General features: G+C 56.1%; 25 protein-coding genes. 13 read left to right on the top strand and 12 right to left on the bottom strand.

All coding sequences use genetic code 11. The features are described from left to right. Positions 1 to 5: 5 nt before the first annotated feature. Complete coding sequence (locus CZ787_RS15815) at positions 6 to 932, top strand: 1,4-dihydroxy-2-naphthoate polyprenyltransferase (protein WP_087110940.1); 927 nt, start codon at positions 6 to 8, stop codon at positions 930 to 932. A 25-nt stretch (positions 933 to 957) separates the two neighbouring features. Here the strand turns inward: CZ787_RS15815 and CZ787_RS15810 are convergent, their stop codons facing one another. The 4 genes from CZ787_RS15810 to CZ787_RS15795 form a co-directional block, all read right to left on the bottom strand. Next, on the bottom strand, positions 958 to 1,260 hold the full coding sequence (locus CZ787_RS15810) for an antibiotic biosynthesis monooxygenase family protein (protein ID WP_087110938.1): 303 nt from the start codon (positions 1,258 to 1,260) through the stop codon (positions 958 to 960). Between the two features lie 310 nt (positions 1,261 to 1,570). Further along, positions 1,571 to 2,842 carry a 4-aminobutyrate--2-oxoglutarate transaminase gene (gene gabT / locus CZ787_RS15805; protein ID WP_087110936.1) on the bottom strand — a complete coding sequence of 424 codons (1,272 nt, stop codon included), beginning with the start codon at positions 2,840 to 2,842 and terminating at the stop codon, positions 1,571 to 1,573. Between the two features lie 11 nt (positions 2,843 to 2,853). Further along, positions 2,854 to 4,305: an NAD-dependent succinate-semialdehyde dehydrogenase gene (locus tag CZ787_RS15800; protein ID WP_087110934.1), complete on the bottom strand. Its 1,452-nt coding sequence runs from the start codon at positions 4,303 to 4,305 to the stop codon at positions 2,854 to 2,856. A 55-nt stretch (positions 4,306 to 4,360) separates the two neighbouring features. Continuing rightward, a complete protein-coding gene (locus CZ787_RS15795; RefSeq protein WP_087110932.1) occupies positions 4,361 to 5,776 on the bottom strand; it encodes an APC family permease in 1,416 nt (471 codons plus the stop codon). Positions 5,777 to 6,012: 236 nt separating this feature from the next. Between CZ787_RS15795 and CZ787_RS15790 the strand changes: the two genes are divergently transcribed. The 6 genes from CZ787_RS15790 (at position 6,013) to CZ787_RS15765 (ending at position 11,568) form a co-directional block, all read left to right on the top strand. Next, positions 6,013 to 7,431, top strand: a complete 1,419-nt coding sequence (locus tag CZ787_RS15790; RefSeq protein WP_087110930.1) for a PLP-dependent aminotransferase family protein — start codon at positions 6,013 to 6,015, stop codon at positions 7,429 to 7,431. 72 nt (positions 7,432 to 7,503) lie between these two features. After that, a complete protein-coding gene (locus tag CZ787_RS15785) occupies positions 7,504 to 8,184 on the top strand; it encodes a lysozyme-like domain containing protein (protein WP_176372235.1) in 681 nt (226 codons plus the stop codon). 11 nt (positions 8,185 to 8,195) lie between these two features. Further along, on the top strand, positions 8,196 to 8,936 hold the full coding sequence (locus CZ787_RS15780; RefSeq protein WP_087110928.1) for a TSUP family transporter: 741 nt from the start codon (positions 8,196 to 8,198) through the stop codon (positions 8,934 to 8,936). 144 nt (positions 8,937 to 9,080) lie between these two features. Further along, positions 9,081 to 9,452, top strand: coding sequence for a hypothetical protein (locus tag CZ787_RS15775; protein WP_087110926.1), 372 nt, complete (start codon positions 9,081 to 9,083; stop codon positions 9,450 to 9,452). A 229-nt stretch (positions 9,453 to 9,681) separates the two neighbouring features. After that, the gene (locus tag CZ787_RS15770) at positions 9,682 to 10,800 is read left to right on the top strand and encodes an alkene reductase (protein ID WP_087110924.1); all 1,119 of its coding nucleotides are present in this window, start codon (positions 9,682 to 9,684) and stop codon (positions 10,798 to 10,800) included. A 162-nt stretch (positions 10,801 to 10,962) separates the two neighbouring features. Then, positions 10,963 to 11,568, top strand: a complete 606-nt coding sequence (locus CZ787_RS15765) for a cell division protein ZipA C-terminal FtsZ-binding domain-containing protein (RefSeq protein WP_087110922.1) — start codon at positions 10,963 to 10,965, stop codon at positions 11,566 to 11,568. Between the two features lie 42 nt (positions 11,569 to 11,610). Here CZ787_RS15765 and CZ787_RS15760 read toward each other — a convergent pair whose 3' ends face one another. Next, positions 11,611 to 13,200: an ABC-F family ATPase gene (locus tag CZ787_RS15760; protein WP_087110920.1), complete on the bottom strand. Its 1,590-nt coding sequence runs from the start codon at positions 13,198 to 13,200 to the stop codon at positions 11,611 to 11,613. 83 nt (positions 13,201 to 13,283) lie between these two features. Continuing rightward, on the bottom strand, positions 13,284 to 14,147 hold the full coding sequence (locus CZ787_RS15755) for a sirohydrochlorin chelatase (RefSeq protein ID WP_087110918.1): 864 nt from the start codon (positions 14,145 to 14,147) through the stop codon (positions 13,284 to 13,286). A gap of 84 nt (positions 14,148 to 14,231) precedes the next feature. Here CZ787_RS15755 and CZ787_RS15750 point away from each other — a divergent pair, with 84 nt between their 5' ends. Next, positions 14,232 to 14,825 (top strand): gamma-glutamylcyclotransferase, encoded by a 594-nt coding sequence (locus tag CZ787_RS15750; RefSeq protein WP_087111277.1) that lies wholly within the window; start codon positions 14,232 to 14,234, stop codon positions 14,823 to 14,825. A 23-nt stretch (positions 14,826 to 14,848) separates the two neighbouring features. Here the strand turns inward: CZ787_RS15750 and CZ787_RS15745 are convergent, their stop codons facing one another. After that, complete coding sequence (locus CZ787_RS15745) at positions 14,849 to 15,376, bottom strand: HPP family protein (protein ID WP_087110917.1); 528 nt, start codon at positions 15,374 to 15,376, stop codon at positions 14,849 to 14,851. A gap of 175 nt (positions 15,377 to 15,551) precedes the next feature. Next, a complete protein-coding gene (locus CZ787_RS15740) occupies positions 15,552 to 15,845 on the bottom strand; it encodes a hypothetical protein (RefSeq protein ID WP_087110915.1) in 294 nt (97 codons plus the stop codon). A gap of 245 nt (positions 15,846 to 16,090) precedes the next feature. On the opposite strand from CZ787_RS15740, the gene CZ787_RS15735 reads away from it, so the two are divergent. The 5 genes from CZ787_RS15735 (at position 16,091) to madM (ending at position 21,414) form a co-directional block, all read left to right on the top strand. Then, on the top strand, positions 16,091 to 16,852 hold the full coding sequence (locus CZ787_RS15735) for an SDR family NAD(P)-dependent oxidoreductase (RefSeq protein WP_087110913.1): 762 nt from the start codon (positions 16,091 to 16,093) through the stop codon (positions 16,850 to 16,852). Positions 16,853 to 17,168: 316 nt separating this feature from the next. After that, positions 17,169 to 18,506, top strand: coding sequence for a malonyl-CoA decarboxylase (locus CZ787_RS15730; protein ID WP_087110910.1), 1,338 nt, complete (start codon positions 17,169 to 17,171; stop codon positions 18,504 to 18,506). 35 nt (positions 18,507 to 18,541) lie between these two features. Beyond that, the gene (locus tag CZ787_RS15725; protein ID WP_087110908.1) at positions 18,542 to 20,077 is read left to right on the top strand and encodes a malonate--CoA ligase; all 1,536 of its coding nucleotides are present in this window, start codon (positions 18,542 to 18,544) and stop codon (positions 20,075 to 20,077) included. An 89-nt stretch (positions 20,078 to 20,166) separates the two neighbouring features. Further along, positions 20,167 to 20,637, top strand: a complete 471-nt coding sequence (gene madL, locus CZ787_RS15720; protein WP_087110906.1) for a malonate transporter subunit MadL — start codon at positions 20,167 to 20,169, stop codon at positions 20,635 to 20,637. A 15-nt stretch (positions 20,638 to 20,652) separates the two neighbouring features. Next, entirely contained in the window at positions 20,653 to 21,414 is a 762-nt protein-coding gene (gene madM, locus CZ787_RS15715; protein WP_087110904.1) for a malonate transporter subunit MadM, read from the top strand. Positions 21,415 to 21,422: 8 nt separating this feature from the next. Here madM and CZ787_RS15710 read toward each other — a convergent pair whose 3' ends face one another. The 4 genes from CZ787_RS15710 to CZ787_RS15695 form a co-directional block, all read right to left on the bottom strand. Further along, entirely contained in the window at positions 21,423 to 23,120 is a 1,698-nt protein-coding gene (locus CZ787_RS15710) for an ABC transporter permease (RefSeq protein ID WP_087110902.1), read from the bottom strand. After that, entirely contained in the window at positions 23,120 to 24,103 is a 984-nt protein-coding gene (locus CZ787_RS15705; protein WP_176372234.1) for an ABC transporter substrate-binding protein, read from the bottom strand. Before CZ787_RS15705 ends, CZ787_RS15710 begins: the two co-directional genes overlap by 1 nt. A gap of 29 nt (positions 24,104 to 24,132) precedes the next feature. Next, positions 24,133 to 25,224, bottom strand: a complete 1,092-nt coding sequence (locus CZ787_RS15700) for an ABC transporter ATP-binding protein (protein WP_087110900.1) — start codon at positions 25,222 to 25,224, stop codon at positions 24,133 to 24,135. Positions 25,225 to 25,295: 71 nt separating this feature from the next. Beyond that, positions 25,296 to 26,186, bottom strand: a complete 891-nt coding sequence (locus tag CZ787_RS15695; RefSeq protein ID WP_087110898.1) for a LysR family transcriptional regulator ArgP — start codon at positions 26,184 to 26,186, stop codon at positions 25,296 to 25,298. Positions 26,187 to 26,231 lie beyond the last annotated feature (45 nt).

The following is a 26,231-nucleotide window of genomic DNA, read 5'->3' as shown; positions in this document are numbered from 1 at the left end:
AAGCAATGGATCAACCCGACAAGCACCGCCCGTTCCAGGTTTGGTTATTAGCGGCCCGGCCTCGTACGCTTCCCTTGGCATGCGCCTCTATCCTACTTGGTTCAGGCCTTGCGGCGCACGCACAGGGGTTTAATCCGAGCGTGCTACTACTTGCCCTGCTAACGGCGATTGCCCTGCAAGTGCTTTCAAACCTGGCGAATGATTACGGCGACGCGGCGACGGGAGCGGATGATCACCAGCGCATAGGCCCTGTTCGCGCTGTCTCGTCAGGATTACTGAGCCCTCGCGCTATGCGCGGTGGAATGGTGGTGATGGCAGTCGTTGCCGCCCTGTGTGGGCTGTTGCTACTGCTGACGGCTTTTGGCAATCAGTGGACGTCCATTCTCATCTTTATTCTTCTGGGTGCTGCCGCGCTGCTGGCCGCGGTCACGTATACCGTAGGGCTGGGCGGTACGCCGTATGGCTATCGTGGACTGGGAGATATTGCGGTCTTTATCTTCTTCGGCTTGTTAGGGGTACTCGGCACGTACTACCTGCATGCACAACAACTGGACGGGCTTACACTACTGCCCGCGGCCGCTTGCGGGTTACTGGCAACCGCTGTATTGAACGTGAATAACGTGCGCGATATCGAAAGCGACGCGCGCAACGGCAAGATCACCCTGGCGGTGCGCTTGGGCCGCGCTAACGCCATTACCTACCACTGGATATTGCTGGCAATGGCGCTGCTGCTCACCGTGATTTATCTGGTCGCACTGCCCGCCCCCTGGCTTAGCTGGAGCTGCCTACTGGTTGCCAAACCGTTAGCAGACGCTGCCAGAACGCTACACCACACCACCGACGGTGAAACGCTTACCGGCATGCTGAAAAAAACCGCGCTATCGACGCTGATTTACAGTGTACTGCTATCACTCGGTCTGGCGCTCTATTAAAGAGGCCAAGCCGCTGGCCCCGTGCTTAAAGCACGACCTCATACCCTTCAAATTTGGGCGGGCCCAGATAGATACCTTCCGGTGACTTGGCGCCCGCATGGGCCTTACGAAACGCCTCTGACTGGGTCCAGGCGCGGAAAGCCGCTTCCGACTCCCATACGCTATGGGAAATAAACACGGTGTGCTCGTCCTGGCTTGCGCCCTGCAACATCTTGAACTGCTTGAAGCCGGGTACCTCATTCAAGTGCGAATCACGCTTACGCCACACCTCTAGAAAATCCTCTTCGCGGCCTGGGGCAATCTGAAAACGGTTCATTGCGATATACATGACAACTCTCCTGCTGGGTTGATCCTGCCAAGTTAGTTACGCGGCGACAACTTGATGGTAACGTCACCATCAAGTAACGAACAGCTTAGGCTTTTGAAGAAAGCTGCTTGCGCTGCTGATAGTGCCCACGCTCTATTATCTGCCAACACCAGCAGATGCCAACAAGCCTGAAGTGCTGGATTAACCTTCTCGTTGCCTGATCGTCAGGCGGCAGCCAGTGGTTTGGCTGTCGCTTGTTGATGCCCTAGCCCGTCCCCCAGCAAGCGAATGCTGTTGGCGGGGGCAGGCTATAGATACCTAACGCGGCGTATTAGCTAAGCGCTTCCAGCGACTGCTCGATAATGCTTAAGCCTTCTTCCAGCACCTCGGACGACACGGTCAACGGCACCAGAATACGGATGCTGTTGCCATAGAAGCCGCAGGAAAGCAGGATCAGGCCTTTCTCGCGTGCTTTCGCGCAAACTTGTTGAGTCATGGCAGTGTCGGGCTTGCCGTTACTATCTAGAAGCTCGAATGCTGCCATGGCGCCCAGCTGGCGGCCATGAGCAACCGAGGGGAAGCGCTCTTCCCATACGCCAAAACGTTCCGCCAACAGGCGGCCCATCTGCGCGCTGCGCTCAAGGATATTTTCTTCCTCGATCACGTCAATGACCGCCAGCGCCGCCGCGCAGGAAAGCGGGTTGCCGCTGTAGGTGCCGCCCAGTGAGTTGGGGCCGGAGGCATCCATTACCGCGGCCGAACCCACGACAGCAGACAGCGGCATGCCGTTGGCCAAGCTCTTGGCGGTCGTCAGAATATCCGCCTCGATGCCGCTGTATTCCAGCGCAAACAGCTTGCCGGTACGCGCAAAGCCGGACTGCACTTCGTCAGCAATCAGCAGAATACCGTGCTCGTCGCACAGCGCGCGCAGCGCTTTCAGGTAATCCGGTGAGGCGATATAGAAGCCGCCTTCGCCCTGTACCGGCTCGATCACAATCGCCGCTGTGCGGTGCGGGGCGATGTCGGTCTTGAACAGCGTACGAATGGCATCGAGCGAAGCTTCTTCGCTGATACCATGCAGCGGATTGGGGAACGGTGCGCGGAAGACATCGCCCGGCATGGGGCCGAAGTCGTTCTTGTAGGGCAGCACCTTGCCGGTCATGGCCAACGTCATCATCGTGCGGCCGTGAAAGGCACCGTCAAAGGTGATAATGCCGGTGCGGCCGGTGGCGGCACGGGCAATCTTCACGGCGTTTTCCAGCGCCTCGGCACCGGTATTAACCAGCATCGCCTTGCGCTCGGGGCCGCGTACCGGGGTCAGTTCACACAGTTTCTGACACAACTGAACATAAGGCGCGTAGGAGATTACCGCGGCGCTGGTATGCATGACCTTGTGTAGCTGCGCTTCTACCGCTGCAACGATTTTCGGGTGGCGATGGCCCAGGTTGAGCACACCGATACCGCCCGCGAAATCGATCCAACGGTTGCCATCGGCATCCCACAACTCGGCGTTCTCAGCGCGCTCGGCAAAGGCCGTATTTGGAGTCGCTGCACCGTTGGCTACATAACGGTTTTTCAGTTCGTTCAATTCGTGATTGGTCATGTTCATTCCCCTTATAAGCCGCCGACGCAGACGTATTTCAATTCAGTAAATTCATCGAGACCGTGGTGAGAGCCTTCGCGGCCCAAGCCGGACTCTTTTACACCGCCAAACGGCGCAAGCTCAGTCGAGATCAGCCCTTCATTGACGCCGACCATGCCGTATTCAAGCGCTTCCATGGTGCGCCAGATACGGCGGTAATCCGTGGCGTAGAAGTAGGCCGCCAAGCCGAACGGCGTATCGTTAACCATCTGGATGGCCTCTTCATCGCGCGTAAACCGGAACACCGGCGCGACGGGGCCAAACGTTTCTTCATCAGCCACGGCCATGGCGGTCGTCACATCGGCGAGTACCGTAGGCGTAAAGAAGCGAGCACCGGCTGCGTGGTGCTCGCCGCCGCACATCAGGCGCGCACCTTGGTTCATGGCGTCGTCCACGTGGCGCTGCACTTTATCGACTGCGGCCTGATTAATCAGCGGGCCAATGACGCTGCCGTCTGCCAGGCCATCACCTACTTTCAGCGCTTTTACCCGTTCGGTGAGCTTGCTGACGAACGTATCGTAAATGCCATCCTGGACCAGAAAGCGGTTGGTGCAAACGCAGGTCTGCCCGGCGTTACGAAATTTGGAGGCGATCGCACCATCGACAGCGGCATCTACATCAGCGTCGTCAAACACGATAAACGGCGCGTTGCCGCCTAGCTCCATGGCGGTTTTCTTGACGGTGCTGGCGCACTGGGCCAGCAGGCGCTTGCCCACCGGCGTGGAGCCAGTGAACGAGACCTTGCGTACCCGCGGGTCGGTGGTCAGCACTTCGCCTACCGCTGCCGGTTTTGAGGCGGTTACCACGTTGATAGTGCCCGTAGGCAGGCCCGCTTCCAGCGCCAGATAGGCCGCGGCCAGCGCTGTTAAAGGCGTGGCTTCAGCAGGTTTGATCACCACGGTGCAGCCGGCCGCAAGTGCCGGGGCGCACTTGCGGGTAATCATTGCCAGCGGGAAGTTCCACGGGGTAATCGCGGCGACCACGCCTACCGGCTCGCGCAGAACTAACAGGCGCTTGTCAGCGCCGTGGCTGGGCAGGGTTTCGCCCGCCATGCGCTTGGCTTCTTCAGCGAAAAACTCGATAAACGAGGCGCCGTAAGTCACTTCGCCCCCGGCTTCCACCAGCGGCTTGCCTTGCTCAAGCGTCATCAACCGCGCAAGATCGTCCGCGTGTTCGATGATTAGTTCAAACCAGCGGCGCAGCAGCGCTGAGCGCTGTTTGACCGGGGTAGCGCGCCAGGCGGCACCGGTTTCATAAGCGGCAGCGACGGCATCACGGGTATCTTCCGCGCCAAGCTCTGCGACACGGGCAATCGTCTCACCGGTGGCGGGGTTATCCACGGCAAAGGCTTCTTTTCCGGTGCGCCATTCGCTACCGATCAGAGCGGGAACGGCGTCGTGCAACCACTGTTCGATAAAACTCATACAATGCTCCTCTATCTCAGGTTCATGGGCTCAGGTTCATAGCCTCGTAGGGCGCTTATAGATCCGCCATCATGTGCTGGTCGCTATAGGCGCGGCCGTAGGTGAACAGCGCGTGGATATACAGCGCGATGCCCAGTACCGACCAGCCGGCAAAAATGCTCCACTCAGCAGCGCTCAGCGCCGCTGGGCTGCCGGGCAAGTAGAGGCAGGCCATGCCAAAGGAAAGAACGATAGCCAGGGTGCCGCATAGTTTGCCGTGGCGGATGCGGAACGGGCGCGGCATATCCGGCTCGCGCACACGCAATACCACAAAGGAGATCGCCACAAACAGATAGGCGATCACGATACCCAGGCCGCCAGCGTTAACGATCCACACCAGCGCCGGGCGGCCAAAGAACGGCGCGATGCAGGAAAGAAAGCCCATCAGGAAGATAGCGTTGGTAGGCGTTTTATAGCGCGGGTGCAGCTTGCCAAAGGGGGCCGGCAGCATGCCGGCTTTAGCCAGGGCATAGATGGCCCGCGAGCCGCCAATGTAGAACGCGTTCCAACTGGTAATGATGCCCGCGATACCGGCCATGACCATCAGATTACTGGCCCAGGGAGCGTTAAACAGCGCGCCCATGGCGTCCGGTACACTTAAGGAGCTTGCGGCAAGCTCAGAACTGTCAAGCGCAAGACTGGTCGCCAGAATGATCAGCGCATACCACACGACCGCCAGAATGACCGAGAGCATCAGCACCTTGCCGATGGCCTTATAAGGCAGATTGATCTCTTCTGCGGCCTGGGGAATCACGTCAAAACCCACAAACAGAAAGGGCACCATGACCAGCACTGCAATGATTCCGGCTACGGTACCGTTATCGCCATGGGCAAAAAGCGGCAGCATGTTGATGGTTTCGCCTTCAAACAAGGCACCGGTCACAAACATCACGCCTGCCAGGAGAATCATGCCGGTAACGACTTTCTGTACCAGCGAGGCGGTAGTAACGCCAAAGTAGTTGATCAGCATCATGGCAAGCGAGCCACCCACACCTACGGCCACCCAGGTGGCTTTTACTTCCCAGCCGGCAATCGTCCACAGGTGCCCGACGGCGTAGTTAGGCGCTAAGTGTTCGATAACCGTGGGCAGTGCGACGGCTTCAAACGCCACCACGCTTAAGTAGCCAAGAATGATCGCCCAGGTGCATAAAAAGGAGGGCAAATGACCCAGAGCGCGATAGCTATAAACGTGCTCGCCGCCCACTTTGGGCATGGCGGAGGCGAGTTCGGCGTAGGTCAGGCCCACGAGTACAATGGCTAAACCGCCCACGATAAAGGCTAGAATAGCGCCCAAGCTGCCAGCCGATTGAATCGCCGTGCCGGTAAGAACGATCCAGCCCCAGCCAATCATGGCTCCAAAGGCGAGTGCCAATACATCGCCACGGGCGAGTACCCGTACGAGCTTATCCTGTTCAGAAGAGGGAGTGTTCATGGCAAGATTCCTGCAGGTTATTGGATGTTGTCGTTGGCGCTCTATGGCGCAGTATCCTGATGCCGTTTCAACGGTATCTAAACACGCTAGCAGGCTGGACGCAGAACGCGTACACACCACTTTCGTGTTTGACTAGACCACTTTTCACGCGCACCAGCTTGGTGCGCAATTGACTCGCGTTAATCGTTTGAAAGCTTGCGCTATTAGGGCTTTTGGAGGAGGTAAAGGAGCTTTTCATGGAGCGTGAACAGGTCGTGCACCAACTTGTGCATCTTTATGCACTCCAGCCCGAACGGCTAAGCAAGCAGGTGCGTATCGAACAGACACTGCGCTATGCGATTACCCAGGAGTGGCCTGCGGGGATGCGCTTACCGGCTCACCGCAAGCTAGCGGAAGGCCTAGGTGTCGCCCGTCAGACACTGGCATTAGCGATCAATACGCTACTTAACGAAGCCTTGCTTAAAACGGCCCACGGCCAAGGCACCTGGTCCCGCAAACCAGCAACCAAACCTGCTGTTTTTACTCAGGAGCGTCCACTTTCCCAACGCGCACAGAAAGTGCTCCAAGGCCCAGGGGCCAGCCTTATCCAAAGCGGGGCTTTTGTGCCCGGCATCCCGGATATCGCCCAGTTCCCCATGCGTAAGTGGCGCCAGCTGTATGCCAGCGTGACCGTGCCGCAAAACGCTTTGCTGCTCTCCTACTCGACCGGCGGCTATGGGCCGTTAAAGCGTGCGATACGTGATTTTCTGGAACGCTGGCGCAATATTCGCTGCGACATTGATCAAATTATTATTACCGATGGTACGCACAACGGTATTGAACTGTGCGCCATGGCCTTGGCGGATGTTGGGGATACCGTGGTAATGGAATCGCCCTGCTACTGGGGGGCACGCAACGTATTTACCGCCGCGGGTTTAAACATTGAAATGTTGCCGTGGCAGCCCGGCCAAGGCCATAGCCTGCCCGCAACGTCTGGCCCTGTGCAGCTTACTTATCTCACCGGCTCCCACCACTATCCGCTCAGTGTGCCTACCAGTGCCCACGACAAGCAGCGCCTATGCGATGCGTTAGCGCCTGCGTACATCATTGAAGATGACTACGAGTTCAGCCGCGACGACCATACCAATCTGCTGTTTGATCCACAGTCTGAGCGTCACTTTTTGGTTGGCTCTTTTTCCAAAATGATGTTCCCCGGACTACGGCTGGGCTATTTGGTAGTACCGCGTCAACTATCCGAACCCATGAATCGTCTGCGTAGCGAGCTGTTTCGTGAGGGGCGCATGCTGGACCAGGCGGTGCTTGCCCAGTTTATCTTCGATGGTGATCTTGACGCTTGGTGCCGCCGTATTCAGCGCGACTACCTAGGCCGCCAACAGGTGATGCATGATCAACTGCGTACCTTGCCGCAAGTGAAGCGTATTTCACCGCCCAGTAGTGCCATCAGCCTGTGTGTAGAATTTGAACCGCCTATTGATGACGTACAGCTTGCCCAAGCGCTGCTTAAGGAGCATTTGATCGTGCGTCCTTTAAGTCCGGTATGCGCCGCGAATGATTCACGCGCTGGCTTGGTAATGGGAGTGGGTATGCTTTCAGGTGAAACGCTGGCCCGCGAGGCGCAGCGGCTGCGCCGCTGTCTGGAAAACCTGTTACCCTAGCCGCTTATAAAAGCCTGATATTAATAATCATAAAAAGTCAGTGACGACAATATTATCCACAAGGAACTCATCATGCTGCGCCCTGTTGATAGTTTTTCCGCTGCGACTTTATCTTGGTGCATAATATTACGCACCTGGGGACTGGTAGGCATCGTTCTGCTGCTCTCTGGGTGTGCGACCTTTGCCCCCAACCCACCACAAGACCAGAGCAATATTTGCGAAATTTTCCGCGAACAGCCCACTTGGTACGACTACGCACGCGACTCTCAGGAGAAGTGGGGAACGTCCATTGCGACGCAAATGGCGTTTATTCAGCAGGAGTCTTCCTTTAAAAGCCACATTCGTCCTGACCGCAAGTATTACCTGGGCTTTATCCCCGGCCCCCGCCCCTCTTCGGCAAAAGGTTATGCCCAAGCGCAAGACCCGGTATGGGGAGAGTACCGGGAGCAGGCAGGTAGCTTGTTTGCGCGGCGCACCAGCATGAAGCACGCCACTGACTTCATCGGCTGGTACAACCGCCGATCTCAGCAGCAAGCAGGCATTTCATTAACCAATCCTGAGCATCTCTATTACGCCTACCACGAGGGCGCAGGCGGGTATCGACGTGGCACGTACCGAAATAAGCCTCAGGTTATCAACGCAGCACGGCAAATCGTCACTCGCACAAACCGTTATCAATCCCAGCTCAATGCCTGTGAAGCCGAGTTTCAATGCCGCCGCTTTTATCAAGTCTGGCCCTTTTGCCGTAGCTAAGAAGTTTTATTATGTCCCTACTCATCGGTTCGTTCTTTGTTTTTGTAGTTTTTTTTACCTCGATGTTATCGGGTATCTTCGGCATGGCGGGCGGGCTGGTACTGATGTGGTTTCTGCTGCTCGCGTTCCCAGCGGCCAGTGCCATGGCCGTGCATGGGGCCATTCAACTGACCGCTAACGGGTCGCGGGCATGGTTATCGCGGCGGTTTATTGTCTGGCGAACGGTCGCGTTTATGACGCTAGGCGTAATAAGCGCCGCCGGGCTACTGATGCTGCTCGGCTATAGCGCTAATGCCGCCACGGTGTCACTGTTAATTGGCTTGATGCCCATTCTGGTGTGGATGCCCAAACGTTGGTTCCATCTCAACGCCAACCGAACGAGCCACGCACTGCTTTGCGGCATGGCATCGGGTGGGTTAACCATTGCCGCTGGGGTGTCCGGACCACTGATCGATATCTTCTTTGTACGCTCTCGAATGGACCGTCGTGAAGTGGTGGCCACTAAAGCAATGATTCAGGTGGTCGCGCATAGTATTAAAATTCTCTTCTACCTGAGTGCTGCGTTGGCACTGGGCGCTGGGGATTGGGGCATGGTATTGCTGGCTGCGCCGTTGGCTATCCTGGGCACTCAAGTAGGTACACATGTGTTACATCGCCTTACCGATGCCAACTTCCGTACATGGACACGCTGGATTGTGACCGGTATTGGCATTTTCTATTTTTCCCAAGGGGCGTATTTGCTGAGTCAGTAAATTGACCGTTCCGGGGTGAGTACATTAAGGCGCATACCATTTATTGACACCTCCATTAACTGGCGCTATCGTCTCGATAGATGAAAATGAGAAACACTCTCTTTCTCTTATCGACGACTTGTTGACGAAGTGCAGGCAAATGACATGACCAGTGAGCAGCGACAGCTTCGCCAAACTCTTGGGTTCTTACGAACCTCGTTCGAGGCGATTCAACACTCAATTGCAGGCCGCCTAAACGACCCGCTGCCCTGCTGGCTGGATACTGGAATGCTTTCGATGCTGTCCGGAGAACTTAACCGCTGCTGCAAAGAGGCCAAACCGCTATTTGCCCCTCAGGTAGTTGAGCAAATTTTTCTCGCCGCCCAACAGTGCGAGCTACTGCTGAAACAGTGCCCCGGTGTACTCAATAGCGCTATCTGTCACCGGCAGTTAGCCGCGATTATGCTCCCGCTCAACAATGCCCTTCAGCTAATCGTCATGCCTCCTAAACGGCGCTGGCCTTGGCAACGAGATTGAGTACACCGTACTCAGGTACATCGCTACTCAGACACGTCATTAATCCGCTACGCTGTTAATCGACGGCGCCATCAATGAGTCATTCAAACCCCATCTTTATCAAGGTGGGGTTTTGTTTTATGCCTGTCGGCCTCATAACCAACCACATGGAAGAGTGGTTGGCGCTTACTAGTAAACTGGTCTATTGTGTCATCACTTTAAAGCAGTGCACGCAACAGGAGTTAGCTGAATGGCATTTGAAACGCTTTTTACCCCGACCCAACTCGGTAGTCTGTCGATTCCTAACCGCGTCATCATGGCACCGCTCACACGCGCACGCACACCGGATAGCGTGCCAGGCAAACTGCAGCAAGCCTATTATGGGCAGCGGGCTGGTTCAGGCCTGATTATTAGTGAAGCAACCAATATCTCTCCCACTGCCCGTGGTTACGTCTACACCCCAGGCATTTGGACCGATGAGCAGGAAGCGGGCTGGAAGGAGGTCGTCAACACGGTGCATGCCAAAGGTGGCCGAATTGCTCTGCAACTTTGGCACGTTGGGCGTGTTTCCCACGAGATGGTGCAACCCAATGGCGAACAGCCGGTCGCGCCCAGTGCGCTTAAAGGTGAAGGCGCCCAGTGTTTTGTTGAGTTTGAAGACGGTAGCGCAGGCCAGCACCCCACCAGCACACCGCGCGCGCTGGAAACCGACGAGATCCCCGGCATTGTGGATGACTACCGCCAAGCGGCGGTGCGTGCCAAGCGTGCGGGTTTCGACATGGTCGAAGTGCACGCGGCCAATGCGTATTTGCTGAATCAGTTCCTGGCCACCGGCACTAACCAGCGTACCGACCAATACGGTGGCTCGCTGGAAAACCGTGCGCGCTTCCCGCTGGAAGTGGTCGATGCCGTTGTTGGCGTATTTGGCGCTGACCGAGTTGGCATTCGTATGACGCCGTTTATCGAGCTGTTTGGATTAACCGACGACGAGCCTGAAGCGATGGCGCTCTATATGGCGGATCAGCTTTCCAAGCGTGGCCTTGCCTATTTGCATCTTAACGAGCCTAACTGGGCCGGTGGCGACATTCAGTTCCCTGACGGTTTTCGCGAGCAGATGCGTGAGCGCTTTAGCGGCAGCCTGATCTACTGCGGTAACTATAACGCCGAACGTGCCGAGGCCCTGCTCGATTCAGGCAATGCTGAGGCCGCTGCCTTTGGCCGTCCGTATATCGCCAATCCCGACCTGGCTGAGCGTTTTTATAAGAACGCACCATTGAATGAGCCTGATCACGCCACCTTCTACGGTGGCGACGAGAAAGGCTATACCGATTACCCATTTATGGATAACGGTTATGATCGTATTGGTTAATATGCCGACGTAAATTGCGTGTTCATAACAGCAAAAAGCACCACTTGTGTGGTGCTTTTTGCATATATCTTAGTGCTAGAACGCTGTTAATATACAAATTCTGGTTACCAGTTCACTTAAACGTCATAACTACCGCTGCTTTTTAAACAGGTTTGAATGCCGATGGATAATAATAACACCACTGTATTACTACTTTCTGTGGCCTCATTGCTACTGGCTGGCATTGCTACCGCTATTTTTATCTACATTGTGGTGCCTTGGCATAAGCGTCGGCGCGCCCGCGCTATCGCACGCAAAATAGCGGCTAAAGCCGCCGCAACCCCGCCAACGCCTGAACCTGTCGTTGAGCCAGAAGCAGCGGCCAAGCCCGCCCAAACGTTTAAACAGCATTCGCTGTTTATTCTTTTTGATCAGCCGGGAGAGAGCACTGACCAGCGTTTGGCCGAGTGGCTGAAAAGTCATGATGCCCAGTACGATTCGCTCAAGCACGTGTTTTTGATTAGTGGCCAACAGCCTGCCAACCCCATCACCGTCACGAATGCTTTTTTGCCTGGTGAGCTGCCCGACTTGTACCGGGATGAGCAAGGCACTGAAGCGGTGCGGGGTATCAGCTTGATCGTTAAACCACCGCTGCACAAACGCCGTAATCAGCAGATGCACGTGTATGTGGAGCTTGCCAAAGAAGTAGGCAGCCTTTTAAACGCGGATGTATTGGATATCCACCACCAGCCGGTAACGGAAGCGACCTACGCCACCATTATCGGCTGATGAGTTCACGCTCAATGCCTTAGCCGTTGATGATTGCGCTGTTTACACCACGCCTTGGCTGCGCAGATAATCGTCATAGCTGCCGCTGAAGTCGACAATGCCGTCTGGCTGCATATCGATAATACGTGTGGCGAGCGACGACACGAACTCGCGGTCGTGGCTGACAAACATCAGCGTACCAGGATAGTTTTCCAGCGCCAGGTTTAGCGCCTCAATGGACTCCATATCCAGGTGGTTGGTCGGCTCATCCATCAGCAGTACATTGGGGTTGGTCAGGGTTAACTTGCCAAACAGCATGCGCCCCTGCTCACCGCCGGAAATGACCTTGATGGACTTTCCAATATCGTCGCTTGAGAACAGCATGCGCCCCAGCGCACCGCGTACGACCTGCTCGCCACCCTGGGTCCACTGTCCCATCCACTCGAAGAGTGTCATATCGACGGCAAAGTCGTCGGCATGATCCTGGGCAAAGACGCCTACTTCGGCCGCATCGGTCCACTTCACTTCGCCTTTATCGGGGCGCAGATCACCTGCCAGGGTTTTCAGCAGGGTCGTTTTGCCGATACCGTTGGGGCCGATGATCGCAATACGCTCACCGGCTTCGACGGTCATGGAGAAGCGCTCAAACAGCGGCGTACCGTCATCGTAACCTTTGGTGATCGCATCCACGTTGACCGCATTACGGTGAATTTTCTTGTTCTGGTCAAAGCGAATAAAAGGGCTGACGCGACTCGAGGGCTTGATGTCCTCAAGCTTGATCTTGTCGATCTGGCGCGCCCGCGAGGTGGCCTGCTTGGCTTTTGAGGCGTTCGCCGAAAAGCGGCTAACAAACTGCTGAAGCTCAGCAATCTGGGCTTTTTTCTTGGCGTTATCCGAATGTTGACGCTCACGCGCAGCGGTTGCCGCGGTCATGTAGTCGTCATAATTACCCGGGAACAGGGTAATCTCACCGTAATCCAGGTCCGCCATGTGCGTACATACGCTGTTCAGGAAGTGGCGGTCGTGAGAAATGATGACCATGGTGCTGTTACGCGCTGTCAGAATATCTTCCAGCCAACGGATCGTGTTGATATCCAGATGGTTGGTAGGCTCGTCGAGCAGCAGTACATCAGGGTCAGAAAAGAGCGCTTGGGCAAGCAGCACGCGCAGCTTCCAGCCGGGAGCCACTTCACTCATTGGGCCGGTATGCTGCTCAATGGAAATTCCCAGGCCCAGAAGCAGTTCACCGGCGCGGGATTCGGCAGTGTAGCCATCCAGCTCAGCGAAGCGTACTTCCAGGTCGGCTACGGCCATACCGTCTTCTTCGCTCATTTCCGGCAGGCTGTAAATGCGTTCGCGTTCCGCTGCAACCTTCCAAAGCTCGGTATTGCCCATGATCACGGTGTCGATGACCCGCTCATTCTCATAGGCGAACTGGTCCTGGCGCAGCTTGCCCAGCCGCGTGCTGTTATCCAGCATGACCTGACCAGAGGATGGCTCAAGCTCGCCACCCAGAATTTTCATAAAGGTCGACTTGCCGCAACCGTTGGCGCCAATCAGACCGTAGCGATTGCCGTTGTTGAATTTGACGGAGACGTTCTCGAACAGAGGCTTGGCCCCGAACTGCATGGTGATATTGGCGGTTGCGATCAAGATGGTGACCCTGGTTAGCGGAGTAATTGCGCGTACAAAGGCTCGCGATTCTACGCGCTCTTGGGCAACGTTACACCCTTCGCCTAACGCAGCGTGTTATCGGGCGCGGGTAGTTCCAGCAGAAAGCGTTGCCCATCAAGCGCTTGGCATAGCCGAGAGTGCAAAATTTCGACAATACCGGAATGTTCACCGACCAGCCTTGTGGTCGCAACACTAAGCGTAGGGTGACGCTGCTGAGCGTCCTGGCAAATCTCGGCAATATCACCTTCTTCCCCAGCATGCCTGCCCGGCGAGAGAAACAGCATCGCCAGAACGACCGGCCTATCGTGAAAACCGGGGTTATCCAGCAGGTTTTCCAACAACGGCTCGTTAAAGCGATACGCCTCACCCTCACGCCGTTCCATGGACGCCGCGGCCACGCAGGCAACCTCATCCGCTAACAGCACACTCAACTGCCCAGCCAGCCGATTGCGCACGGCGGTCACTTCAGGAATAGGGCTGCCGTGGTCGACAAGCGCAACCCGGGGGCGCGTACCGTTAAGATGCTCGCGTACGTTGTCAGCCAACAGCCTGGCCAGCCGCAAGTCGTTATCACCCTGCTCGTCCACCAAAGGCTGGGCAACTCGCACACTCACGTTAGGAAAGCGCGCTTGTAGGGTCGCCATACGTTCGGGTAGATAGCCGGTCAAGGCCTTGCTTGGCCCAAAAAAGAACGGCAAAACGATGATCTCGGTAGCCCCTTGCTCCGCGCTGCGCTCGGCGGCTGGCCCAAGGGTAAGTGCGGGAGTACCCTCCAGCTCATTCGCCGGGATTTTATGGGAGTGGAGCAGTGACGCGGCGTGCACCGTCTCGCCTGTTTGTTGGCTGAGCAAGGCCGCTATACGGCGTAAATTGCGGGTGGCGGCCGGGCGTAATGAGCCATTATCGACCAGAAAAATAGCGCGCATGATTACTCCAGAGGAGAGTGCCCGGTCATGTTACCATGGCATTTTAAACGACATTTTTATAACCATGTAGAGTTTGTTGGGCCCATGTTGATCGATACCACTGCCATCAACCAGCAGCGCCACCGCTTCGATGAAGATGCGGAAATCTGGATTTTCGGGTACGGATCGCTGATCTGGAAAGCGGATTTTCCCTTCCTGGAAAAACGCAGTGCTTATATTACCGGTTGGGAGCGCCGCTTCTGGCAGGGTTCGCATGATCACCGTGGCACGCTGGAAGCGCCTGGTCGCGTTGTCACCCTCACGCCTGTCCCAGGGGCTATTTGCCACGGCATGGCCTACCGCATTACTCCCGAGACATTAGCACCGTTGGATCATCGTGAGAAAAATGGCTACTTGCGCGAGTTAACGCCCCTGTTTTTTACGGACAATTTTACAGATGACGATTCAAGCACTAACGAGGGTGATCAAACGCAAGGGCTGGTGTATTTGGCAACCGACGATAATCCCGCCTTTCTAGGCCCAGCGCCGCTTGATGATATGGCCCGCCAGATTGCTCACGCGTCTGGCCCTAGCGGCCCCAACCGTGACTACCTGGTTAACCTGGCCCAGGCACTGCGGCATTTAAACGTCGATGATGCGCATATTTTCGCGTTGGAGCAGCAGTTAAACCGCCTTTAGTTACACTATCAATCGTACGGACACTACCAATAGCGCGGATAGCGGCGATGGCGTGCCAGGTTATTAACCAAAATTGCGATCGCCAGCATCACCACGCTGCCCATACCAATAGGGAGCAGCGGGTACCACCAGCCCAGATTATGCACACTGGCACCGCCACCTACCGCAATAAGCGCCGCCGCAGCGCCGGGCGGATGCACCGTATGGGTTAATTGCATAATCAGAATGGAAAGCGATACCGAAAGCGCCATGGAAAGAGGCGTTGCGCCCAAGAGCTGGTAACAGCCCACGCCAATACACGCTGACAGGACACTGCCAAACAGCACATGGCTGGGCTGCGCAAACGGGCTTTCCGGTGCGGCATAGATCAGTACCGACGTTGCCCCAAACGAACCCACAATCAGCAGTTGCTGGGAAAGCCATGCCGAGCTTAACCAGCAAATCACCGCCATACCGGTAAATGCGCCCACCCATGACCATACAGCATCCTGCCAACCTACCCGATTGCGCTGAATACGTTCGCCCCGCATTTTGCCAAGATACGTTTTCATCTCGCTCTCATTGCACTAAAGAAGTGCGAAATGATGGCAAATTGCACCAAATAGGCAAATGATAAATGGTCATAGCGTTATGAATGCGTTTCAAAACATTATCGGGCGGACTGATTAACGCCATCAATACAGATACTTAGCAAGCTTACTTGCATCATCGTTATGATGACGCTAATCACATAATGAGCCAAGAAAGAATAAATAGCGCCAGTAAAATCCGTACAATGGCGCCAAACAGCGATCCGCGTAACAGCGCTCGCACACCACCCCACAATAGATAAAGCCCTATGATTAACACCAGAAGGCTAAAAAATGACGCGTTGATCCCCAGCGAACGACTGAGCCCATCGACAAACTCTTCAAGGGCACCGAAGAAGTTGGTAAAAATAGCCAATAGGAACTCAACCACTGTACGAATTACATCGCCGATGGTTTCCCCCACCCTGTCAAAAAAACCGTTTGCCTGCATGCAATATCCCCAAACGTAACCATCGTGTTGGTTGGCATTGTCAGCTAAAACCCTGCAACGGGCAAAATAATGCGCTCGGCACGTGCACATGCCAACGACGTTGAGCCGCTGACAGCGCTCTTATCTGACGCGAAGATACAAAGCAAAATAGCCATCAGGCCACCATTAAGCCTTCAAGAAGCCAAGCAAAACAGGCTACATTAGGGCTGAATCTATTGTGTCCGCCCAATAAAGGAGTCTTCGCAATGCCCAGCGTTTTAATTACCGGTGCAACGTCCGGCTTTGGTAAGGCCGCCGCCCAGCGTTTTGCAAAAGCAGGCTGGTCATTGATTTTGACTGGCCGCCGGGAAGAGCGCTTGAAAGCGCTTGAGAGCGAGCTTTCACAACAGGTGCCGGTATTAACCCTGACACTTGATGTACGCGATAGCGACGCGGTCACCAACGCTATCAGCAATTTACCCGAGCGTTTTTTGCCGCTCACCTGCTTGATCAATAATGCAGGCCTGGCACTGGCGCCCGAGCCTGCGCAGAAGGTCGACCTCAACGACTGGCATACCATGATTGATACCAACATCACGGGGCTGGTCAACGTCACTCACGCCGCGATGCCACTGCTACTGGCGCATGGTAAAGGCGCCAGCATCTTGAATCTTGGTTCTGTAGCAGGCCAGTGGCCTTACCCTGGCGGCCATGTATACGGCGCCTCCAAAGCGTTTGTTCAGCAGTTTAGCTACAACCTGCGCTGCGATTTATTAGGCACTGGCGTACGGGTTACCGACCTTGCCCCGGGCCTGGCGGAAACCGAATTCACCCTGGTGCGCACGAAAGGCAATCAGGAAGCCTCCGATGCACTGTATCGCGGTACTACGCCGCTTCAGGCCGAAGACATTGCCGAGCAGCTCTACTATCTCGCCACGCTGCCCGCGCATATTAATATTAACCGCCTGGAAATCATGCCCGTGCGCCAGGCATGGTCGCCGCTTAATGTTGACCGCGACCCTGTATAACATCGCAATCCACTAACACGCGTCTGCTTTTTATGCTGCTGCACGGGTGATACAACGCTTCTCCTTCACCAGTATTCACTCGTACAGCAGCCCTTTATTAGGCTTCTCTGCCTGTCCTTTTTTGCTGGCTAACCCGCTATTCTCACGCGCTTTTCTCCAAGCCTTCACCTTATGTCTACCCCTGCCATGCTTGACCTAAATATTTTAAACCTCTATTTGTTATATATAACAAGGCGCCTAATAAATTTCTCTACGCCGTCAAGCGTGCCCTGCCAAGGGACCGCCCATCCAGAGGTCGATGTGCATGAATGTGAACATGACGTTTCTTCAAGGGCTACTCTCCAATATCAGTACGCGTACACGTCTCTTGGGTAACGCGTCTAACACCGCACAAAGCAGTGGTGCGCACTTGCAAGCTCTCTCATCAGCCTGTGCAACGCTGATGGAGCGTGGCGGTGAAGCCTCCCAGATAATGACCGCCCAGCGTGCGCTCACTCATTATCAGCAGTTGGCGCCTGAAGAGAGACTGGCGTTCTTTTCGCTACTGGCCAGCGACTATGCCGCTGAGCCTAGCGCCATCCATAGCGCCTATAAAGCGTACTGTGCGTCGGAGGATAACGCCGCGCTGGAACAACTGTTTAACGCTTGTGAACCGCGTCGTCAGGATTTATTGCGCCGTTTGAACCTTTGCCCAGGCGGCACCTTCGAGCTGGTCAAGATGCGTGCCGACCTGCTCAAGCAATTGCGTCATACCCCAGAGCTTGCCGCGCTCAACAGCGACTTCTCGCATCTGTTTAATTCCTGGTTTAACCGGGGGTTTCTGGTGCTGGAAAGCATCGACTGGAATACGCCCGCCGCCGTGTTGGAAAAGCTCATTCAATACGAGGCGGTGCATGCCATCAGCGACTGGCGCGACCTACGCCGCCGCCTTGATCCAGATGACCGTCGCTGTTACGCCTTTTTCCACCCGGCCACCGGCGACGAGCCGCTTATTTTTGTGGAAGTGGCGCTTTGTAAAGGTATCCCCGACAACGTTCAGCGTATTTTGGAACATGGCGAAGAAGTGCCGCTGGAGGTAGCCGACACTGCGGTGTTCTACAGCATCAGCAACTGTCAGGCAGGACTTAAAGGGGTGTCGTTCGGCAACTTTTTGATCAAGCAAGTCGTACAGGAGCTTAGCCGCGAGCTGCCGCAGTTGAAGAACTTTGTCACGCTTTCGCCGGTACCCGGTTTCGCCGACTGGCTCGCCGAGCAGCGTGCCTCGCAGTCACTGGTACTGTCAGAGACGCTAAGCACCTTTTTACAGGACCATGAAGCAACCGAGCTGCCCGCCGCCGCGCATAAAGAGTTCATGCGCCTGGCCGCCTATTACTTAACCGAGGCCAAGCACCGGAGTGGCCAACCGCTCAATCCGGTCGCGCGTTTTCATTTAGGCAATGGCGCCAGCCTTCATCGGCTGAATTGGCTGGGTGACACCTCATCCAAAGGGCTGCAACAGGCCCACGGTCTGATGGTTAACTACCTCTATCAGTTGGAGCGTATTGAGCAAAACCACGAAGCCTATACCCGCAACCATAGCGTGGTATGTGCCAATGACATTCGCCGTTTAGCCAATCAGGCAGGCCAGTATTTCAACAGTGAAGCGAGCGCCTAACGGCGAGCGCTTTGGATAATAAAAAGGACCCTTTCATGAACCACAATCTTTATCTCAAGTTCTATCCGCATTTTGAACGTCAGCCCAATAAGGTGCTGATGGATACGCTCAACGGCAAGCGCTACCGGTACAGCGATGTTCTCGCTACCAGTCGAAAAATGGCCAGCACCCTGCTTGAACTGGGCGTTTCACCGGGCGACCGAGTGGCCGTACAGGTCGACAAAAGCCCTGAGATCGTGATGCTGTATCTTGCCTGCCTTCAGGTTGGCGCGGTGTATTTGCCACTGAATACCGCCTATACCGACAGCGAAATCGCCTACTTTCTGGAAGATGCCGAGCCACACGTTTATGTTTGCCGCCCAGAGGTGCTGCAACATGCCCGCGCTATCGCCAGCGGCGTTGCCCATGTAGAAAGCCTGGGCACCAACGCCGACGGCAGCCTGATGGAGAAGGTCGACAAGGCCTCCGAAACCGAGCAGGTGTGCGAGGTATCGGCCGACGACCTGGCGGCCATCCTGTACACCTCGGGGACCACCGGGCGCTCCAAGGGCGCCATGCTAAGCCACCAGAACCTGGCCTCCAACAGCCAGGCGTTGAGCGAGGCGTGGCACTATTCCGAACACGATCATCTGATCCATGCCCTACCGATTTTCCATACCCATGGGCTTTTTGTAGCGTGCAACATTACGCTAATCAACGGCGCGTCAATGACGTTCCTACCCAAGCTGGACGTGGATGAGCTGCTTGATCTGATGCCCCATGCCAGCGTGCTAATGGGCGTACCCACTTTCTATACCCGCCTGCTCGCTTCGCCGCGTTTAAACCGCGATATCGTTGCCAATATGCGCCTGTTTATTTCGGGCTCGGCGCCGCTGCTGGCGGAAACCCATGAAGCGTTTGCAGCACGTACCGGCCACGCCATTCTTGAGCGTTACGGCATGACCGAAACCAACATGAACACCTCCAACCCCTACAATGGGAAGCGTCGGCCAGGCACCGTGGGCAAGCCCTTGCCGGGCGTAGAAGTACGGATTGCCGACCGCGAAAGTGGCGCCGCACTTGCCCAAGGGGAAACCGGCATGGTCGAGCTACGCGGGCCTAACGTTTTTCAGGGCTATTGGCGCATGCCCGAAAAGACCAAGGCGGAGTTTCGTGATGACGGCTTTTTCATTACCGGCGATTTAGGCCTGATGGATGACCAGGGCTACCTGAATATCGTGGGCCGCGATAAGGACCTGGTGATCTCCGGCGGCTACAACGTCTACCCGAAAGAGATTGAGCAGTTAATTGATGACCTGCCCGGCGTAATGGAGTCGGCCGTTATTGGTGTGCCTCATAGCGACCTTGGCGAAGGGGTCGTCGCCGTGGTGGTCCCCAGTGCTTCAGACGCCATTAGCGAAGCACTGGTACTGGCCGCGCTGAAGGACCAGGTAGCACGCTACAAACAGCCCAAGCGGGTTTTCTTTGCCGATGCGCTCCCTCGCAACGTTATGGGCAAAGTGCAGAAGAATCAGTTGCGTAACACCTACGCTGACACCTTTAAAAAGGAGCACACCGCCGCTAACGCTTGATGCTGGATCCCGCGCCGCAGGGGAAGGGCTAAGCCCTGACTGCGGTTAAAGAAAGCTTCATACAACAACGATAAAACAGGAAGATTGCCATGGTGATTTACGGAGTTGCCCTGCTCGCAGGGTGTATGTTGGTTGGTCTATGGGCTGGTGATGTGCTGGGTATGCTGCTTGGCGTCAATTCCAACGTAGGCGGCGTCGGTATTGCCATGCTGATGCTGATTTTTCTGGGCGGCTACCTGATGGACAAGGGAAAAATGCCCAGCGGTACCGAAAGCGGCATCACCTTCTGGAACGGCATGTATATCCCCATTGTGGTGGCCATGGCGGCGAGTCAAGATGTTGCCGCTGCCTTCGATGGTGGGATGATCGCGCTCCTGGCAAGCCTGGTGGCCGTTGCCGCAAGCTTTGCATTGGTGCCCTTTCTCACTCGTCTCGGTCATCCGAAATCCTCATCCACGACAGCGGTTGCGTCTGCTTCAAGCGCCAGTAAGGCCAGTAAGTCTCGGGTCAAAACCTCTTCATCTTCTCCGGCGTCTGCGCGCACGCGCACGGCCCGCTAACCTGAGGCTATCGTTATGATTGAATCGTTCGTCACTCAGCTCGAAAAACAGCATCTAATCGCCGCCTTTGCGCTGGTAGGCGGTGCGATGTATATCTCTTATCTGGTCAGCGACAAGCTGACCAAGGGCCGCGTTCACGGCTCAGCCATTGCGATTATGGTGGGCCTGGCACTCGCTTACTTTGGCGGCATTCATACCGGTGGTAGCCGTGGGCTTGCCGATATCAGCCTGTTTGCAGGGCTTGGGCTAATGGGTGGCGGCATGCTGCGCGACCTGGCCATCATCGCCACAGCTTACGGGGTGCGCTTTCAGGAAATTCGCGCAGCGGGAATCAGCGGTATCATCGCACTGTTTTTGGGCGTTATTGTGTCCTTCGTAGCGGGTGTTGCCGTGGCTTACGCATTTGGCTATCGGGACCCGGTCTCGCTCACCACCATTGGTGCCGGTACCGTCACCTACATTGTTGGCCCCATTGCCGGCGCCTCCATTGGCGCCTCTTCCGACATTATTGCGCTTTCGATTGCAGCAGGCCTTTTCAAATCGATTCTGGTTATGGTGCTGACCCCCATCGCAGCCCGCCATATCGGTCTGGACAACCCGCGCTCTGCGATGATCTTTGGTGGCTTGATGGGTACCACTAGTGGCGTAGCAGCGGGTTTAGCTGCCACCGACCCGAAACTGGTGCCTTACGGCGCGATGACGGCCACTTTCTATACCGGGCTAGGCGCACTGCTTGCCCCTTCGGTGCTGTACCTTGCTGTGCGCGCCGTTTTTTAAAGGCGTATCTAGCTGGCGATGGGCAACCGTTTGCGGCTGAAGGCCGTTAGCCCGACCAATAGCGCCGTGGTGGTAAAAATCGCCACGGCGCTCATCGCCATTCCCACTCCCGGTGAGCCCTGCTCGAATTGTCCAAATACGAATGTCGATACGGTGCTCATGCCTGCCGGCGCCACCATCAGTGATGCCACCAGCTCTCTGGAAGCGATGGCAAACACCAGCAGCATGGATACCAGAAGACTCGGCGCCAGCGCCGGCAGCAAGATACGCCGAAATGTCGTGACAAACCCGGCACCACACACTCTGGCAGCTGCTTCCAGGCTCTCCCCCATCTGCCGGAAAGCCGCACTGGCATAGCGCACAGGGTAAGGAAGCAGCAGGCACGCATACGCCAGCAGCAGCATCGCCCCGGTGTTGTACACCTGAATGGGCCAATGGCTCTGGTTCCACGCCAGAATCAAACCTACTGCGACAACGACCCCAGGCAGGGTGTTGGGCAGCAACGACAGTAAATCGAGCATCCCTTTGCCACGTACTTGAGCGCGCACCACCATATAGCCAACCAGGGCTCCCAATACACCTGTGAGCAAAGCGGCACCAACGGCCAGGCTCAAGCTCGTTCCCAATGCCTGCATGGCACCGCCACGATTGGCAAACAGCGCCTCGAAGTGGCGTAGCGACAGGTTATCCAGCGTAAGCCCGCCCGACAGCGTTCCCGTCAGCGCTGTCGCCAATACGGCCAGCAGGGGGACGGCAACCGAGATAAACGCCACGGCTGAAAAAAGCACTAAGGTCGGCCATTTCCATTTTCCAAGCTCGGCGCGCTCCCCCGTCGCTGGCTTGCCGGTCTGGCTGATAAACGAACGCCGCGTTACCAGCCAGTGCTGGACGTAGAAGGCGGCCATCGCCAGCATCACAAGCAACAGTGACAGCACGGCAGCGCCGGGGATATCGATTGGCCAGTCGGAAAAGCGCTGATGAATCCCGGTCACCAAAACGTGATAGCCCGCCTGAGCGCCCAGCGTGGCTGGCGTGCCGAACTCCTCAATCGTGAGTGCAAAAACCAGCAGTAGGCTGGCCGCAATACCGGGCGTCGAGAGTGGCAGCGTGACGCGCCAAAGCGCCTGCCACTTGCCTGCCCCACAAACGCGGGCGGCCGACGCGTAGCGCCCACCCACACTCATCATAGTGCGCGAAACGGCAAAATAGACCACGGGAAAGACGTTCAGAACCATCACGAACACAATGCCGTAGAAAGAGAATAGAAAATGGCTCGCTTCGATACCCATTAACTGCTGCGCATAGCCACGCGGCTGAAGCGTCAACATCCAGGAGAGCGCTGCGATATACGGTGGAATCATAAACGGAATCAGAAAAATCAGATCCCAAATAGCGCCGCCCGGCACACGGGTAAGCGCCCGCAGCGCGCCAAGCGGTATGGCCAGCACGGCACAGGCCAAGACCACGGCAAGGCCCAGCCGCAGCGTATTGCCCAGCAGTTTAAGCAGTGCAGGGTCGACAAGCGTTGGCACGAACAGTGTAAAAGCACCAGAGAGATCACCGCGCGACCATAGCGGAAAAATGGCCTGCAAAACGATATACAGTAGCGGCAAGCCCACCAATAAAAGCAGTATCAGCACCGTGAGCAACAGCACGATGCCTGCCCCGTCCAAACGGGGCAGGTTGAGGGCTTTGATCGACTTCATCACCCGCCCGTCAGCCCACGAAAGCGTTCCAGAATGACGTCACGCTGCTCGTTCATTGCTTCGCTATCGATATCAATCAGCGTCAGCTCATTCAGCGTCGGGCGCTGTGCTTCGATATCGTTACGTGCTGGCATCAGGTAGCTTTCAGCAACCCGCTGCTGGCCTTGATCAGAGAGCACAAAATCGATGAACTGCTCGGCCTCATGTTGCATAGCGCTGGACTCAAGAATCATCATCGGGCGCGGCGCGATAACCGTACCACTTTCGGGGAAAATGACTTCAATCGCCTCGCCGCTTTCCTGTTGGGTAAGCGCAATATAGTCGACGGCGCCAAACACAACAGACTTGGCGCCCTGCAATACGGGGTTAAGCGCGCGCGCATTAGGCCCGGGCACCACCATACCGTTGTCCATCAGTGCCTCCAGCAACGACCACGTTGCGTCTTCTCCCGTCGCCGTCAAAAGGCCGGCCACCAGCTCAAAAGCAGCTCCCGACTGAGCGGGATCAGGCATAGTTACCTGGTCGGCGTAAGCCGGGTCAGTCAGATCAGACCAGTCGCTGGGTGGCGGCGTATCACTATTTTGGTTCCAGACCAGCGACAGCGCCGAAACGCCTTGGGCGACGTAGTCATCCGCCTGCAGGAAATCAGGCACAGTGGCCGCATTAGAAGATCGATAAGCGTGCAAGAGACCATCTTCCGAAAGCGACGTAGCGCTATCCCAAGAGGCAGAAATGACGACATCTGCCAACGGATTGGCACGCTCGGCTTCCAACCGGGCCATTACCTGGCCTGTCGTACTTTGAAACACATTCACATCGATATTGGTTTGCTCGGTAAAATCGGCCGCCAGACGTTCAATCAGCGAGTTCGGCCCTGCCGAGTAGATCGTCAACGCCTGAGCATGAGCTTGACTACCCAGACTAAAAATTGCGGCGCCCGTAAGCGACACCAGCGCAGAGCGGGAAAGCAATCGAGAAAGCATGCGACATTCCTTATAGTGGGATAAATGTGTTAGCAAAGCTCCGCAGCATGCAGAGGGGAACAGGAAAGCGCCTCGCCAGTGGGTAGCCAGGCGCGTAGTGATGCGACGTCTACCGTCAGGCCAACGGATTCCGGTGGCACCAGCGTGCCATGTACGCGCAGTTTTATATGGGTATGTTGATTAAGCGACAGCGTTAGTGCGGTGTGGTCGCCCTGAAACAGCCGACCTTTTACCTTGGCAATCACGTCAGCCTGAGTTGGCGACGTCAGTGTAAGTGCCCGGCGAGGTAGCAGAAGGCGTGCCAGGCCGGTGTAATCACGGTGAGCCATGACACGTAACGTTTGGCCAGCAACATGAAAGCCATCTGCATCGAAGTGTCCATCAAGCACCGCACCGGCATCGATAAACGCGGCAATCGAGGGGGTAGCGGGCGCTTGATAAAGCGCTTCCGGGGAGGCTACCTGTTGCAAACGCCCCTCTTGCAACACTGCCACCTCATCGGCCAGGGCAAAGGCTTCGTGCTGATCGTGGGTGACGAAAACGGCCGTCAGGGCGAGTTCTTCAATCAGGGCTCGGATTTCCAACGCCAGATTGTCGCGAAGCCCTTTATCCAGATTGGAGAGCGGCTCATCCATTAGCAAAAGCTTGGGCTTGGCCACGATGGCGCGTGCCAGAGCAACGCGCTGCTGCTGCCCACCGGAGAGCGACCCCGGCTGGCGGTCGGCATAGTCGCCAAGGCCAATCAGCGACAGCGCCCAGGCCACCTGCTCTTTGCGCGTTTTGGGGTTAACACCTTGCATTTCCAGAGGAAACGCGACGTTTTGCGCCACGCTCATATGCGGCCAGAGCGCATAATCCTGAAAGACCATGCCGAGCTTTCGATCGTTGGGGCTCAAATGACGCTGAGGCTGAGCCACAAGCTGCCCATTCAGGGAAATATGCCCGCTATCGATGCCGGTTAGCCCAGCGATACAGCGCAGTAATGTCGTTTTACCACAGCCGGAGGGACCTAGTAGGGCCAGCACTTTGCCGCTCGATAGGTGAAGGTCGATACCATCCAGCGCTTTTTTATCACCAAACGATTTATGCAAACCTTCAATAGCAAGCGCAGGAATGGGCATAGGGTTAGCACCGTCATCAAAGGAAACTATCCTAACCAAAAATGATGACAGTCGTTTGACAGCGCTAGTGATTATAAAATCGGCACCAGCGCCTCTTTTGCTTCACGGTAAAGGTGGTGCGTTAACCCGGTTAGCAGGCGACCTCCACTGCGCCAATAGTGCCAATAAAGGGGAACCTTAATGGCGCGCCCCGGCATCAGTTCCACCAGTGTACCTTTGGTCAATTCATCACGTATCTGAAGCTCTGGCACCATCCCCCAGCCGAGCCCGCTCTCCATTAGCCGTACAAAGCCCTCTGAAGAGGGGCACAGGTGATAATCAAACCCTCCCGTTACGCCAAGTTCCGTCAAAAATCGATGCTGTAGCTGATCATCGGTTCCAAACACGATTGCCGGTGCGCGGGCCAACGCCTGGGCATTGATGCCTTCTGCCAAGTAGCGGTGGACAAAGGCCGGGCTTGCCACGGCAAGATAAGGCATGGCACCTAACGCTACGCTATTGGCACCCGCAACCGGGCGTTCGGCGGCACAGACACACCCCGCTACTTCACCAGCACGCATGCGCTTTAGTCCTACCTCTTGGTCCTCCACCACCAGTTCCAGCAGCACGTTTTGGTTAGCACAAAAATCCCCCACCGCTGATGCCCACCACGTCGCCAGGCTATCGGCATTAATCGCCAAGCGCAGGCGTTCCGGCGTAGCCTCGCTTAATATCGGCACCAGGCCCTTTAAGTCGCGTTCAAGTAAGCGTACCTGCTGCACATGGTTAAGCAGTTGGCGTCCTATCTCCGTTGGCGCAGGCGGCGTGGCGCGAACCAGCACGGGCTGACCAATACGAGCTTCAAGCAGTTTGATCCGCTGGGAAATAGCCGACTGCGATAACCCCAGCACCTGCGCGCCTCGCTCAAAACCACCCTGCTCTATTACGGCGGCCAGCGCCGCCAATAATTTGTAATCCAGCAATCAGTTTTCCTAATGAGATATCAGCATTATTCGTTTTTCTTATAC

Origin of the sequence: Halomonas citrativorans (assembly GCF_900163645.1) — a bacterium.
GTDB classification, from domain to species: Bacteria; Pseudomonadota; Gammaproteobacteria; order Pseudomonadales; family Halomonadaceae; genus Vreelandella; species Vreelandella citrativorans.
Note: the sequence above shows the minus strand (reverse complement) of the source record. Positions and strands in the feature narration are given on the sequence as shown.